The organism is Thermoflexus sp. (assembly GCF_034432235.1).
Classification (GTDB): domain Bacteria; phylum Chloroflexota; class Anaerolineae; order Thermoflexales; family Thermoflexaceae; genus Thermoflexus.
In genome coordinates this window covers 1-13793 of sequence record NZ_DAOUCJ010000035.1, presented here as the reverse complement: position 1 = coordinate 13793, position 13793 = coordinate 1, and the positions used below count along the sequence as shown (strand labels likewise).

Below are 13793 nucleotides of genomic sequence, written 5' to 3'. Positions count from 1 at the left end.
GATAGGGATCATAGGGAAAGCGAAGGGTGCAGGGGCGGACGCCGCCGCATTGCTGGCTCTTCAGGTTCCACGCCCGCCTAAAGGCGGTGCTATGATCCGCCCAGTAGGCTTGAGCTTCAGTGCTCCAGCCCAGGAGCGCCGATTGGGATGTGTAGGTTTTGATTTCCACCGACCCCCCAACCCCCTGGACCTTCACGGGCGTGATGAGGATGCCGCGGAACTGCCATTCCCCCGCCTCCTTCAGCCGAACCCCCACGCGGATGATCTCCCCAAGCGTCTCCTCTTGACCGGAGGGGAAGCGGGGGTGCCGGATCTTCCCCGCAGGCGCATGCCCCAGATCCACCGTGATGAGCGTCCCCATCACGGTAAAAGTTTCAGAAGAAAGCTCAGCCGGATCCACCAAAGGGACCGGCACGTCCCGCTGAATCTGATACGCCCGCGGGGTGTCCAGGGAGAGAACCTCCAGCGAAGAAGCGCCAAGGAGAGAAGCGCCAAGGAGAGTGAGGGTGACAGGAGGCGCATCCGGGGTGTTCCCGTGGAGCAGAGAGAGGAGGATGGGGAAGGGCTGCCCAACCCGAGGATCGCCTTCCAGGGTGAGACAGAGCCGGTAGTCGGTGCTGCAGAAGATGGAGGAAAAGGAAGACAGGGGGGCGCCAGGCATACAGGCCAGAAGCAGCCCCAGGCCGCCCACCAGAAGCCCCCAACGCAAGCGGGAAGGAAACCGCAATCCCTCTATAGCCACCCCCTAAAAAGACGAGTTTTCCCCTTCTATTATGGCCTTGAGCGCCGCAGGTCCAGACATCAAGTTGCCCTACAAGAGCGGATGACCCGGCCAGACCATGCGCTCTGGGGGAAGCCGATCCAGATCGGTCTCCGCGAAGGGAACCTCGCCGCTGAAATAGAGCACGTCGACTTCCCCATCATAACGGTAGCGCCGCTTCACCCAGTGCGGGCCGACCCGCAGCACCACATCGAACCAGACCAGGCGGTTCTGGAGATCGAAGATCTCACCCAGGACCCATGACGGGGAATCCGGGGGCAGAGTCGGCTGGAGACGCTGCATGGCCCGTTCCCACAGGCGCTGACGCTGCGCCTCCGGCGTCAGCGCCTCATCCGGATCGCTCGCGGGGCGGCGTTTCCAGAACCCCATGGCGTCTTCCTCCGTGGCAGGCGGAATTCAGGCGGCCGGGCTTTCCTCAACCAGGCGCTCGGTGACGCCGAGGATGTGATAGCCGGCATCGACGAAGATCACCTCGCCGGTGATGGCCGCCGCCCGGTCGCTGCACAGCCATGCGGCCAGCGCGCCCACATCCTCGATAGTTACGTTACGGCGAAGGGGGACGATCTCCCGGAACAGGCTGTAGAGGGAGCGGAACCCCGGGATGCCGGTCGCCGCCAGGGTGCGGATCGGGCCGGCGGAGATGGCGTTGACCCGGATACCCCGGGGCCCCAGATCGTAGGCCAGGTAGCGGACCGAGGCCTCCAGGGCGGCTTTGGCCACGCCCATCACGTTGTAGTGCGGGACCACCTTCTCCGAGCCGTAGTAGGTCAGGGTGAGCAGCGCCCCGCCGTTCTTCATCAGAGGGGCCGCTTCCCGGGCCAAGGCCGTGAAGGAATACACGCTCACGTCCATCGCGACCCGGAACCCTTCGCGGGAGGTCAGATAATACGGGCCGCTCAGCTCCTCCCGCTTCGCAAAAGCGACCGCATGGACCAGGATGTCCAGCCGATCGTAAGTCTGACGGTATTTCTCGAAAAGGGCGGCGATCTGTTCGTCATCGCTCAGATCGCACGGTTCGATGAACGTCGCCCCCACGCTCTCCGCCAGGGGGCGCACCCGCCGTTCCAGGGCCGGCCCGGCGTAAGAGAAGGCCAGGGTGGCCCCCTCCGCATGCATGGCCTTGGCGATGCCCCAGGCGATGGAGTGGTCGTTCGCCACCCCGAAGATCAAAGCGATCTTCCCATCCAGCAGCCCCATGGAGGCCTCCCTCGAAGAGGTGATGCGCATCCAATTATAGAGGCCCTGACGGCAGCGCGGCCGCCGGCGGCCGGCCAAGCGTCCCTCCCTTAGGTGGAGGTCAGGGTCCGCACGTGCAGGATCTCCTCCTTTCCGATCGGCCGAACCTCATCCCGGCTCAGGGTAACCACCGCCACCGTCTTCCCGTCGCCCGTCACGAACTCCACCTCGAATCCGATCCCCTCCCCGTAAACGTGCACCACGACTCCTACATCTCCAGCCCGTAAGCCGTGCTCCGGCAGATCCCGCATCAGTACCACACTGTCTAGTTCTCGGATCATCGCTCATTCCTCCTCTCAAGGATAGGCGGTAACCAGCCGCGGCTGATCTTGACCCGCTTCCACAATCCATATCGTTCGAATCCACACCAATTCCCCTTTTGGTGTCCGCAGCTGACCATCCACGACATATTTGCTGCCGTATGGCGTCTCAAGGATGCCTCTCACGAGGCCCTCCCGAGCAACTTCCAGGAGCGCCTCCTGCAGAAGCTCTGGGTGTCTTTCATTGAACCCAAGGGCACGGAAGAACCTGGCCTTTGCCCTGCCGACGCTGTGTGTTTCCGACAGCAGATATCGAGTGATCTTGGACAAAGGGAAGTAGGCGTTTTCGGCATTCGGGAGCGGCATTGGAAGGCTCCACAAATGGCGATGGCTGTCTCTCGCGGCGATCCGGGGGCGCGGCACCCCACCGGATGAACCCATAGCCCGATGAAGGAGGCGCCCGCTCTTCATTTTAACCAAGCCACTGATTCGGCGGGCCAATGGCGTCCACGAATCGAGGCGCGGATGCCCGGACAGGTCCTTCCGCCTTCATCGGGGCTTACCCGGAGAGCGGCCTCTGCCGATGCGAGGGATGTGTTTTCGATCTCACGCCGATTGGAAATCGGCCTTCCGGGGCGCTGGCGCGCCGGGCGTCGGCCTCCGCCGACGCGAAGGGTGTTTTCGGTCGGCGCAGGCCGACCGTTGGCCGAAAGGCCTTTCGCGCCGATTGAAATCGGCCTTCTAAGGCGCTTTCGCACCAAGCGTCGGCCTTCGCCGACGCAAGGGAGGCGTTCCGGTCGGCGCAGGCCGACCATCGGCTGAAGGCCTCCCCAGGCCGACCGCACCAGCAACCCGGGACATCCCTCACATGTCGCGGGCCTTGTCATCGGGTTCCCCCTTGAGTTACAATGGATCCTGAGATCGAAATCGGGCGGCCGGGGCGCCCTGCTTCAGCCGTGGCACGGGGGAGGCACCTTTCCATCCACAGGAGGCCGGGATGCCGGACAGGCTTCAACGCCTGCAGGAGGCCCTTCAGGCTCACGTGCGCCCGGCCACCTTCCCGGTGGCGATCCGCATGATCGCCCCAGGGGAGCCATGGCCGGAGAAGACCCGCTTTCCCAAACGGGATTTCGGACAACAGATCGCCATCTGTCAGGGCTTCGCCATCGCCCGCCATTACGGATGGATCATCGGGATGCGAGGGGAGGATCTCTCCTGCCCCCTCGCGAAAGTGGTGTGGGGCTTCGAGCCCATGCTGGACTACTACCTCAACGGCATGACGTGCGCCGGGATGTATACCGAGACCCCGGCCGCCGGGGCGGTGAGCGAAGCTCAGGTCGATAAATGGCAATACCGTCAATGGGAAGGCGTCGTCGCCGCTCCCCTCCACCGAACCGCCTTTGAACCCCACGTCATCCTCATTTACGGGAACTCCGCCCAGGTGATGCGCTTGGTCGTGGCCCGCCTCTGGAAGACCGGAGGGCGTCTGACCTCCTCTTTCTCCGGGCGCATCGATTGCGCCGACGCGGTGATCACCACGATGAAGACCGATGAATGCCAGGTCATCCTCCCCTGCTACGGCGATCGGGTGTTCGGCCAGGCCCAGGACGATGAGATGGCTTTCACCATCCCGAACAGCAAAATCGAGTGGATCATCGAGGGGCTGGAGGGCACCCACAAGGGCGGCATCCGCTACCCCATCCCCAAGTTCCTCCGCTACACCGGGATCTACCCCGATCATTATATGGAAATGGAACGCCAGTGGAGGGAAGGGAAGGAAACCACCACGCCGGATTGAACTCCTGCTCAGGAGGCAACGATGGCGGTCGAGGTGAAAGAGCTCCTTCCGATCACCCAGCGCCACGAAGAGCTGGGCCTGTCCGATGAAACGGTCCTCCAGATGTATTACCATCTTCTCCTCTCCCGCCGGCTGGATGAGCGCTGCTGGGTCCTCCAGCGCCAGGGCCGCGTTCCCTTCCACATCTCCGGCATCGCCCACGAGGGCATCGGCGTCGGGGCGGCTTACGCGCTGCGCAAAGGCTTCGACATCGTGCACCCTTACTATCGGGACCTCGCCCTCTCCATCGCCATGGGGATGAAGCCGGTGGAGTTCATGCTCGCCCTCTATGGGAAGAAAGGCGATCCCCACAGCGCCGCCCGTCAGATGCCCTCCCACTTCAGCCTCCGCCGCCTGAACATCATCTCCGGCTCCAGCCCCGTCGCCACCCAGCTCCCTCAAGCCGCCGGCATCGCCCTCGCGGAGGTCCTCAAACAAAAGCTCCGCCCCCAGCTGGAGGCCGCCGGGTTCCGGGTGAGCCGGGAGATGCGGGTGGTCCTCACCTCCACCGGCGAGGGCAGCACCAGCGAGGGTGACTTCCACGAGGCGTTGAACTGGGCCGGCATCTACAAGCTCCCCCTCATCGTCCTGGTCCACAATAACCAGTATGCGATCTCCGTTCCGGTCTGGAAGCAGATGGCCGTCAAACGGGTGGCCGATCGGGCGGCCGCTTACGGCATCCGGGGGGCTGTCTGCGACGGCGGCAACGTCCTGGAGGTCTACCAGGTGGTGAAGGAAGCAGTGGATCGGGCGCGGGCGGGGGAGGGGACGACCCTGATCGAAGCGGTGACCTATCGGTGGACGCCTCACTCGTCCGATGATGACGACCGGACCTACCGGACGCGGGAGGAGGTGGAGCAGGGCAAGCTGCGGGATCCGCTGCCCCGCCTGCGGGATTATCTCTACCGGCGAAGCCTCCTCACCCAGCAGCTTGAAGACGAGCTGGAGGAACGGGTCCGGGCGGAGGTGGACGAGGCCCAGCGGCAGGCGGAGGAAGCCCCTTATCCGGCCCCCGAGGAGGCCCTGGCCCCGGTCTTCGCCACCGAAGATCGGTCCGGATGGTGGGGGGAATAGCCCATCTCCGGCGGACACCCGCACGCGCTGGACCGTCTGACAGCACGAGCGTCGCTTCCCTTCCCATACCGGAAGGAGGCTTGAAACCCGGAGGCCGGCTCTGCGACGGCATGTTTCGAACGAACGTTTGGAGGGATGATCCATGCCGGAGAAGACGCTGATCGAGGCGATCCGTGAGGCGATCGATGAGGAGATGGCCCGGGACCCGCGGGTCTTCGTGGTTGGGGAAGATGTGGGGCCGCGGGGTGGGGTGTTCCGGGCCACCATGGGCTTGTGGCAGAAATATGGGGAGTGGCGTGTCATCGACTCCCCACTGGCGGAGCTCTCCATCGTGGCCATCGGCATCGGGGCGGCCCTCAACGGCTTCCGCCCGATCTGTGAGATCCAGTTCGCCGACTTCATCCATCCCGCCTTCAATCAGATCGTCAACGAGGCCGCCCGCTTCTTTTACCGCTCCGGAGGCGTCTATAACGTCCCCATGGTCATCCGGGCTCCCTATGGAGGCGGGATCAGCGGCGGCCTCTATCACAGCCAGAGCGTAGAGGCCTTCTTCGCCCACGTCCCCGGCCTGAAGGTCGTCATCCCTTCCAACCCCTATGACGCCAAGGGGCTTCTTAAGGCAGCCATCCGCGACCCGAACCCGGTGCTCTTCTTCGAGCCGAAGAAGGGCTACCGGCTCATCAAAGGGGAAGTCCCCGATGGGGACTATATCGTCCCCATCGGCCCGGCGAAGGTGACCCGGGAGGGAAGCGATCTCACCGTCTTCGCGTATGGGATGATGCATTACTATGCCCTGCAGGCGGCCGAGATGGTGGCGAAGGAAGGGATCGACGTGGAGGTGGTGGATCTGCGCACCCTGGCCCCGGTGGACAAGGCGACGATCCTCAACTCGGTGAAGAAGACGGGGAAGGCCCTCATCGTCTACGAGGACAACCTGACCCTGGGCTATGGGGCGGAGGTGGCGGCCATCCTGGCCGAGGAGGGCTTCGAATACCTGGACGGCCCGGTGATGCGGCTGGCAGGGCCGGATGTGCCGGGGGTGCCCTTCAGCCCGCCGATGCAGGATTTCTTCATGCCCAGCCCGCAGAAGATCGCCGAGGCCATCCGGCGGCTGGCCCGATACTGAGAGGCCACATCCCCCGGAAATCACCCTTGCGCGAAGGAGACCTGCCGATGCCGACCCAGGTGATCATGCCTCAGCTGGGCGAGAGCGTGGTGGAGGGGAAGATCCTCCGCTGGCTGAAACGGGAGGGAGAGCCGGTCCGTCAGTTCGAGCCCCTGCTGGAGGTGGAGACCGAGAAAGTCACCACGGAGGTGACGGCGCCGGCCGATGGAGTGCTGCTCAAGATCTATTTCCCTGAAGGAGTCACCGTGCGGGCGGGTACTTTGATCGCGATGGTGGGGCAGCCGGGGGAGCGGGTCCCCGAGCGGCCCTACCGGGTGGGCCACGGCGGGGAGATCGAGCCGCTGGAGGAGGCCCCGGCCGTCGTGCCTGCGGCAGTCGCTCCTTCGCCCGCCCCGGAGCCGGCCCCGGCGGCCCGTCGGGAGGGCGGCCCGCGTATCTCTCCGGTGGTGGCGAAGATGGCGGCCGAATACGGCATCGATCTCTCCCAGGTGCCGGGCACCGGGGAGGGCGGGCGGGTCACTAAAAAGGATCTGCTGGCGTACATTGAGCGGATGAAGCTCCAGCCGGTGGGCGCTCCGGCAGCGGCCCGGGAGGCGGAGCTGCCGCCCTGGGAGCAACCGGGGACCGGGGAGCTCTTCCGGCCCACGGAGGAAGTGCTGCGGGCGGCTCCGGCGCCCGCCGCGGCCCCTGCGCCGGCGGCTCCACCCCCTCCGCCGCCCTCGCCCACGGCCCCGACCATGCCTTATGAAGTGGTTCCCCTCACCTCCATGCGTCGGGCCATCGCCGAGCACATGGTCCGCTCCAAGCACACCTCGCCCCATGTGACTACCGTTTTCGAGGTCGACATGAGCCGGGTGATGGCCCATTATGAGGCGAACCGGGCGGCTTTCGAGCGGGAAGGCGTCCGGCTGACGCTGACGCCGTATTTCATCATGGCCGCCGTGGCCGCCCTCAAGGCCTATCCCATCCTGAACAGCACATGGACCGAGGAAGGGATCCGGGTTTACAAGGTCTATCACATCGGGGTTGCCGTCTCCCTGGGGGAGGAGGGGCTCATTGTCCCGGTGATCAAGAACGCGGACACCTACAGCCTGGTTGGGCTGGCCCGGGCGGTCAACGACCTGGCGGAACGGGCCCGCCGGCGTCAGCTGAAGCCCGATGACGTCCAGGGGGGCACCTTCACCATCACCAACCACGGCGTCTCGGGCAGCCTGTTCGCCACGCCCATCATCCACCAGCCCCAGTGCGCCATCATGGGCGTCGGCCGGGTCCACAAGCGCCCGGTGGTCCTGGAGACCCCCCAGGGGGATGTGCTGGCCATCCGCCCCATGGTCTACCTCACCCTGACCTTCGACCATCGCATCATCGACGGTGCCCAGGCGGACGCCTTCATGAGCAAGGTAAAAGCGGTGCTGGAGAACTGGACGTAGGGAGTTCAAGGGGAGCAGTTCCTTCAGAAACGAAAAGCGTGTAGCCACACTTTGCAGATGAGGTGGGATCGCCATAAATACCAATACGCCGGAGGACAGGGATGAACCCAGCATCTGGGTCCTGGCTCCGGGTGGCCCGGGTTTCGGACGTTCAGGCCGCGGGAACCATGGTGATCCGAGCCGGCCGTTACACGATCGCCCTGTTCGCTGAGGGAGATCGCATCTACGCGATCGATAACCGGTGCCCGCATATGGGCTTTCCCCTCCATCGGGGAACCCTCCGCGAGGGCCTGCTCACCTGCCACTGGCATCACGCCCGCTTCGACCTGCAGACAGGGGGCACGTTCGACCTGTGGGCGGATGACCTGATCGTCTTCCCGGTGGAGATCCGCGGAGAGGAGGTGTGGGTCAACCTGCACCCGCGGGAGGATCGGCACGCCCAGACTCGAGCCCGTCTGGAGGACGGTCTGAAGCATCATCTACCCCTGGTCCTGGCCAAATCGGTCCTGCGCCTCCTGGACCTGGGGGAAGATCCGGTGGAGATCTTCCGGATCGGGCTGGAGTTCGGCGTGCATTATCGCCGGGCTGGCTGGGGGCCTGGGTTGACGATCCTGACGGCGATGATGAACATGCTCCCCTATCTGGATCCTCGGGATCGCCCCCGCGCCCTTTACCATGGCCTGGACGCGGTGGCCGAAGATTGCGAGGGAGCCTCCCCCCGATTCCCGATCCGCTCGCTCCCGGGCCCGGCCTCAGATCCAGAGCGTCTCCACCGCTGGTTTCGGCAATTCGTGGAGGTGCGAGATGCGGAAGGGGCGGAACGCTGCCTGGCATCGGCGGTCGAGGCGGGCCTCCCCCCGGTCGTCATCGCTGGCATGATTTTCGCTGCCGCCACCGACCATCGCTACATAGCGGTAGGCCATGCGCTGGATTTTGCGAACAAGGCATTCGAAGCGCTGGAGATCGCAGGCTGGCAACACGCCGGCCCAACGTTGACCAGCCTCGTCCCGATCCTGGTGAGCGGGGAGCGCATGGAGGAGAACGCGGCCTGGCGTCATCCGGTGGACCTGGTAGCTCTCCTGGAGCAGGCCTTTGAGATATTGCCTACCATCCCGGCAGCGGATCCAGCCTCGAAGGGGAAATGGGCTGGCCCGGAGAGGCTGATCCCCGTGCTGCTGGGGGATCAGCCGGTGGACATCGTCGAGGCCCTTCTGGAGGCCCTGCGGGAAGGGGCACCATGGGAGGAAGTGGCCGGCACGGTGGCCGCTGCGGCGGCCCTGCGGATTGTCCGGTTCTCCATGAACAACGAGTTCAGCGACTGGGACACGGCGCTGCACACTTTCAGTTTCGCCAGCGCCGTTCATCAGGCGATGCGCCGGTTCCCCTCCCGCGCCCTCCTGCGGGGAGTTTTCGACGCGGCGATGAGTGTCTATCTGGATCGCTTCCTGAACATCCCACCGGCCCCTCTCCCCGAGGAGGGCTCCGCCGTGGGAGATCCCGACCATGTGGAGGAAACGCTCCAGGCGCTCCTTAACCGGCAGGCCGCGGTGCAGGAGGTCGCCTCCGTGGTGGCCGGTTATCTGCGGGCAGGGGGTGAGGCGAGCCGCTTGCTGGCAGCCCTGGGGCATGGGTTACTGCGCGAGGATCGAAACTTCCACACCATTCAGATGATGGAAGCCGCCTTCCGTCAGTTCTCGATCTGGCGCGGAACCCCTCTGGGGGACTGGGCGCTGATCGCCGCCGCCCGCTATCTGGCCGCCCACGTCCCAACCCGACGGGCCCAGGAGCAGACTTACCGCATTGCCGAGCGTCTTCATCGGGGCGAGCGTCTGTATGAGGAGCTTGCAGGGATGGAGCAAGGAGAACGCTAACGCTCAGCGGGGCCCATGCTCGATCGCCCGTGACCCCGTTAACCGCCATCTACGAGGGGTAACCCGGCCTCTGCCCGGAGCGTCCAGTAATCCTCCCACGTGTCGATGTCCCGCGGAAGCGGCAGATCCAGGGGGACCTCGGCTACCCACTCCGGGTGTTCCGCCATTAGCTCCCAGAGGACCTTTTCCCCGATCCGCGCTTCCAGGGCCTCAAACAGAGCCCGGGCGACCAGAACAGGATGCCCCCGCCCCTCGCGATAACGGATCACCTGAAGGGGCCGTCCGCGCTTCTGCCATCCATCCAGCATGACCTGTGCGGCTGACAATGGAAGGGTTGGCTGATCCCCCAGAAAGAACATGACGGCATCTGCCTCCCGCGCGGCCTGCAGCCCGGTCTGGATCGAGACCGCGCAGGCCTGCGCCCCCTCTGGCACCTTCACCAGGATCGCCCCCAGGGCCTCCAGCCGGGGAGCAAGCGGGGCTGATGAAGGGCCCAGGACGACCACAACCTGCCGGAGGGGCAAACCCCTAATCCTCTCCACGATATGCTCCAGCACCGTCCGCCCATCCCAAGGAAGCAAATGCTTCGGCCAACCGAGCCGGCGGGAGCGACCTGCCGCCAAGATGATCCCGCTCACATCGCCCATGGCTGTCATGCTCCCTCTGTGAAGACAACTGGAAGGAGCAGGCGGGCAACCGCGGTCCGCTCACTGCCCCCGTTCTGGCTGAGCAACCGCTGGCGTGTAGCGGGCAGGATCCGTGAGGAACGCCTGCCGACAATGGGCGCAACAGAAATAGAACCGTTGCCCCTCCCATTCTGCGTGATAGCGGGCTGTCGCCACTTCCACTTCCATCCCGCAGACCGGATCCCGGGCCTGCGGAGAGGTCGATTCCAACGAAACCATCTGTTCAGCCATCGTCCGCCGTCGCTCCTGCATGATTTCCGCCATTACCGAGAGGGCGATCTCCTCCTGGGTCACCGCCCCGAGGTCCAGGCCCGCAGGTGCCCGAATTCGCCCTAAATCCGCTTCGGACCATCCAGACTGCCGCAGGAGATCGAGAACCGCCTGAGCCCGACGGCGGCTGGCCACCAAGCCGATATAGCAAGCGGGGGTGCGCAGGGCAGCTGCCAGCGCTTCCTCATCGTAATGGCCCATAGAAGCCACCACGACGTAGAGCTCATCCCGGGAAGAGAAAGCCGGTATCGCTCCCAGATAGGCGATCCGGATCCCCTCTGGGGCCTCCCGGGAGGCTCCCCCACGGATCACCTGCGTGACTTCATATCCCAGAGCATGGCCGAACAGCGCCAGCGTGCGAGCCAAGGGGGATTCCCCGAAAATCAGCAACTGCGGTTCACGGACCCATGGCTCCAGGAAGATCTCCAGTTCCCCCCGGCTGGGACAGGCCATTGTCGCTACCGAGCGAGCCTCTTCCTCTAAACCCTCCCCGACAGCCTCAGGCGTGATACGGAGGAGGCGCGGACGACGGCTCGCCAGCACGGCCCGGGCCTCCCGAAGGATCAGATCATGGGCGCAGCCGCCGCCTACCCATCCATAGATCTGGCCATCAGCCGTGATCACCGCCCGATCCCCCACTCGCGCGGACACCGGAGGCTGCCGCCGCACGACCGTGGCGATCACGAAAGCCTCTCCCCGTGCCTCCAGATCCCGGATCAATTCGTCCAGCCGAATTCCGCCACTCAGACGCCAGCCCATAATAAAGCCTCACGCTCAGGAATCACACAGTTAAGCTCCGATCGGGGAGGGGGGATTGTCTATTCCCCCTCCCAGCGGCTCTTCGAGCCATCGTTGAAAAAGAGTTGAGCGAGGTACCTTCGGCGTTTCACCCCGCCCCTGAAGCCCTCCCGAGGGAGCATCAACTCAGCGAGCTTTCTCGACCTATTCTGTGATCCCATGTTCTCGCAGGATCTTCCAGATCTTCCATGGGGTGATCGGCATGTCGATGTGGCGCACCCCCAGATGGGACAGCGCGTCCACCACGGCGTTCACAAAGGCCGCCGGGGAACCCACATTGGCGGACTCGCCCACCCCCTTCGCCCCCAGCGGGTGGTGCGGGGACGGCGTCACCGTGCGGTCCAGCTCCCAGCGCGGCGTCTCCACCGCTGTGGGGATCAGATATTCGGTGAAGTTCGAGGAGAGGCAGTTGCCGTTTTCGTCGTAGGCGATCTCTTGCATGAAGGCGATCGCGAAGCCCTCGGTCAGGCCGCCATGGATCTGCCCCTCCACGATCATAGGATTGATCACCGTCCCGCAATCGTCGACCCCCACGAACCGGCGGACCTTCACCTGTCCGGTCCCCTTATCGATGTCCACCACACACACGTAGGTGCCGAAGGGGAACGTGAGGTTTGGGGGATCGTAGTAATAAACCGCCTCCAGCCCGGGCTCCATCCCCGGAGGTGGATTGGTGTAGGCAGCGAAGGCCACCTGGGGGAAGGTCACAAACTTCCCGGGGACGCCGCGGACCATGAAGCGGCCTTCCTCCCATACCACATCGTCTTCAGCCGCCTCCAGCAAATGCGCGGCGATCTTGCGGGCTTTCTCACGGATGCGGCGGGCGCACATGGCCGCGGCCGCCCCTGCGGTGGGGGTGCTGCGGCTGGCATAAGTGCCCAGGCCGTAGGGGGCGGTGTCGGTGTCCCCTTCCTCCACCAGCACGTCCTCCACAGAGACACCGAGCTCATGGGCGACGATCTGGGCATATGTGGTCTCGTGGCCCTGCCCCTGGTGGCGGGTGCCGAAGCGGGCCAGGATCTTGCCCGTAGGATGGACGCGGATCTCGCAGCTATCGAACATCTTCAGGCCAGCGATGTCGAAGGTATGGCTCGGCCCCGCCCCGACAATCTCTGTGTAAGAGGAAACGCCGATGCCCATCAGCTCGCCCCGCCGCCGCCGCTCCTCCTGCTCGCGCCGGAGCTCTTGATAGCCGATCAGCTCCAGCGCGCGATCCAGGGCCGCCACGTAATTGCCGCTGTCATAAGTCCACCCCAGCGCCGAGCGATAGGGGAACTTATCCGGAGGGATGAAGTTCCGCCGTCGTAACTCCGCCGGATCCATCCCCAGCTCATCGGCCAGGATATCCATCGCCCGCTCGATCAGATAGGAGGCCTCGGTCACCCGGAACGAGCAGCGATAGGAGATCCCACCAGGAGCCTTATTGGTGTAGACCGCGTCCACCTCCGCGAAGGCTACTGGGAAATCATAGGATCCGGTGCAGATGCTGAACAGCCCGGCGGGGAAGCGGCTGGGGTTCGCAGAGGCGTCGAAGGCGCCATGGTCGGCCAGGGTTTTCACGCGCAGGGCGGTCACTTTCCCCTCGCGGGTCGCTCCCAGCTCGACCGTCATATGGTAATCCCTGGCAAAGGAGGTGGAGGTCAGGTTCTCCGTCCGCGTCTCCACCCACTTCACCGGGCGCCCCAGCATCATGGAGGCCACGATGGCGCACACATAACCCGGGTAGACGGCCACCTTGTTGCCGAACCCCCCGCCGATGTCCGGGGAGATCACCCGGATCATATGCTCCGGCAACTTGGTCACCAGGGCCAGCAACGTCCGATAAGCGTGGGGAGCCTGGGAGGTCACATACAGGGTCAATCGACCGGTGACCCGGTCGAAGTCCGCAATGCATCCGCATGGTTCCAGGGGGGCGGGATGCACCCGCTGGAATTTGATGTGCTCGCGGATCACGACCTCTGATCGACGCAGGGCTTCCTCGGTAGCCTCGCGATCCCCTACTTCCCAGTGCCAGATATGGTTGGTTTTTTTCTCCCGATCCTCCCGCAGGACTGGCGCGTCCGGCTCCAGGGCTTTGAAGGGATCCACCACCACCGGGAGGGGCTCATAATCCACCTCCACAGCTTGAGCCCCATCCACCGCCGCCTCCCGGGACTCTGCCACTACCGCAGCGACCTCCTGATATTGGAAGAGCACCTTGCCCACCGCCAGGACCATCTGCTTATCCCCCGCCAGGGTGGGCATCCAGGCGAGGCCCAGCTCCTCCAGATCCTCCCCGGTGATCACGGCCAGCACCCCGGGGATCGCTTTCGCAGCGTCGGTGCGGATAGACCGGATACGGGCATGGGCATAAGGGCTGCGTACCAGGGCCATGTAGGCCATGCGGGGCAGGACGATATCATCCAGATAGCGGCCGCGGCCCTG

13 protein-coding genes are annotated in these 13793 nt (G+C 64.8%); 5 read left to right on the top strand and 8 right to left on the bottom strand.

Annotation, left to right across the window (positions count from 1 at the left end):
• The 5 genes from VAE54_RS04425 to VAE54_RS04405 form a co-directional block, all read right to left on the bottom strand.
• A partial coding sequence (locus tag VAE54_RS04425; RefSeq protein ID WP_322800729.1) for a hypothetical protein occupies positions 1–727 on the bottom strand: 727 nt, incomplete at its 3' end.
• Between the two features lie 84 nt (positions 728–811).
• Positions 812–1150, bottom strand: a complete 339-nt coding sequence (locus VAE54_RS04420) for a hypothetical protein (protein WP_322800728.1) — start codon at positions 1148–1150, stop codon at positions 812–814.
• A 27-nt stretch (positions 1151–1177) separates the two neighbouring features.
• The gene (locus tag VAE54_RS04415; RefSeq protein ID WP_322800727.1) at positions 1178–1978 is read right to left on the bottom strand and encodes an enoyl-ACP reductase; all 801 of its coding nucleotides are present in this window, start codon (positions 1976–1978) and stop codon (positions 1178–1180) included.
• Positions 1979–2067: 89 nt separating this feature from the next.
• Positions 2068–2298, bottom strand: coding sequence for a DUF4926 domain-containing protein (locus tag VAE54_RS04410; protein WP_088571385.1), 231 nt, complete (start codon positions 2296–2298; stop codon positions 2068–2070).
• A gap of 15 nt (positions 2299–2313) precedes the next feature.
• Positions 2314–2643, bottom strand: a complete 330-nt coding sequence (locus VAE54_RS04405) for a DUF6883 domain-containing protein (protein ID WP_322800726.1) — start codon at positions 2641–2643, stop codon at positions 2314–2316.
• A gap of 631 nt (positions 2644–3274) precedes the next feature.
• Between VAE54_RS04405 and VAE54_RS04400 the strand changes: the two genes are divergently transcribed.
• The 5 genes from VAE54_RS04400 to VAE54_RS04380 all read left to right on the top strand — a co-directional run bounded on the left by VAE54_RS04400 (position 3275) and on the right by VAE54_RS04380 (position 9615).
• Complete coding sequence (locus tag VAE54_RS04400; RefSeq protein ID WP_322800725.1) at positions 3275–4075, top strand: DUF169 domain-containing protein; 801 nt, start codon at positions 3275–3277, stop codon at positions 4073–4075.
• Positions 4076–4096: 21 nt separating this feature from the next.
• Positions 4097–5188 carry a thiamine pyrophosphate-dependent dehydrogenase E1 component subunit alpha gene (locus VAE54_RS04395; RefSeq protein WP_322800724.1) on the top strand — a complete coding sequence of 364 codons (1092 nt, stop codon included), beginning with the start codon at positions 4097–4099 and terminating at the stop codon, positions 5186–5188.
• 142 nt (positions 5189–5330) lie between these two features.
• Positions 5331–6314: an alpha-ketoacid dehydrogenase subunit beta gene (locus VAE54_RS04390; RefSeq protein ID WP_088571381.1), complete on the top strand. Its 984-nt coding sequence runs from the start codon at positions 5331–5333 to the stop codon at positions 6312–6314.
• Positions 6315–6361: 47 nt separating this feature from the next.
• Positions 6362–7744, top strand: coding sequence for a dihydrolipoamide acetyltransferase family protein (locus VAE54_RS04385; protein WP_322800723.1), 1383 nt, complete (start codon positions 6362–6364; stop codon positions 7742–7744).
• Positions 7745–7845: 101 nt separating this feature from the next.
• Positions 7846–9615 carry a Rieske (2Fe-2S) protein gene (locus VAE54_RS04380; protein WP_322800722.1) on the top strand — a complete coding sequence of 590 codons (1770 nt, stop codon included), beginning with the start codon at positions 7846–7848 and terminating at the stop codon, positions 9613–9615.
• A 38-nt stretch (positions 9616–9653) separates the two neighbouring features.
• On the opposite strand, the gene VAE54_RS04375 is transcribed toward VAE54_RS04380, so the two are convergent.
• The 3 genes from VAE54_RS04375 to VAE54_RS04365 all read right to left on the bottom strand — a co-directional run.
• A complete protein-coding gene (locus VAE54_RS04375) occupies positions 9654–10262 on the bottom strand; it encodes a nucleotidyltransferase family protein (protein WP_322800721.1) in 609 nt (202 codons plus the stop codon).
• A gap of 60 nt (positions 10263–10322) precedes the next feature.
• Entirely contained in the window at positions 10323–11330 is a 1008-nt protein-coding gene (locus VAE54_RS04370) for an XdhC family protein (RefSeq protein ID WP_322800720.1), read from the bottom strand.
• Between the two features lie 183 nt (positions 11331–11513).
• A partial coding sequence (locus VAE54_RS04365) for an aerobic carbon-monoxide dehydrogenase large subunit (protein WP_322800719.1) occupies positions 11514–13793 on the bottom strand: 2280 nt, incomplete at its 5' end.

What these genes read in the sequence shown, in the direction of transcription:
- VAE54_RS04420 (WP_322800728.1), bottom strand. Translation starts at nt 1,150, where the DNA reads ATGGGGTTCTGGAAACGCCGCCCCGCGAGCGATCCGGATGAGGCGCTG.
- VAE54_RS04415 (WP_322800727.1), bottom strand. Translation starts at nt 1,978, where the DNA reads ATGGGGCTGCTGGATGGGAAGATCGCTTTGATCTTCGGGGTGGCGAAC.
- VAE54_RS04410 (WP_088571385.1), bottom strand. Translation starts at nt 2,298, where the DNA reads ATGATCCGAGAACTAGACAGTGTGGTACTGATGCGGGATCTGCCGGAG.
- VAE54_RS04405 (WP_322800726.1), bottom strand. Translation starts at nt 2,643, where the DNA reads ATGCCGCTCCCGAATGCCGAAAACGCCTACTTCCCTTTGTCCAAGATC.
- VAE54_RS04400 (WP_322800725.1), top strand. Translation starts at nt 3,275, where the DNA reads ATGCCGGACAGGCTTCAACGCCTGCAGGAGGCCCTTCAGGCTCACGTG.
- VAE54_RS04395 (WP_322800724.1), top strand. Translation starts at nt 4,097, where the DNA reads ATGGCGGTCGAGGTGAAAGAGCTCCTTCCGATCACCCAGCGCCACGAA.
- VAE54_RS04390 (WP_088571381.1), top strand. Translation starts at nt 5,331, where the DNA reads ATGCCGGAGAAGACGCTGATCGAGGCGATCCGTGAGGCGATCGATGAG.
- VAE54_RS04385 (WP_322800723.1), top strand. Translation starts at nt 6,362, where the DNA reads ATGCCGACCCAGGTGATCATGCCTCAGCTGGGCGAGAGCGTGGTGGAG.
- VAE54_RS04380 (WP_322800722.1), top strand. Translation starts at nt 7,846, where the DNA reads ATGAACCCAGCATCTGGGTCCTGGCTCCGGGTGGCCCGGGTTTCGGAC.
- VAE54_RS04375 (WP_322800721.1), bottom strand. Translation starts at nt 10,262, where the DNA reads ATGGGCGATGTGAGCGGGATCATCTTGGCGGCAGGTCGCTCCCGCCGG.
- VAE54_RS04370 (WP_322800720.1), bottom strand. Translation starts at nt 11,330, where the DNA reads ATGGGCTGGCGTCTGAGTGGCGGAATTCGGCTGGACGAATTGATCCGG.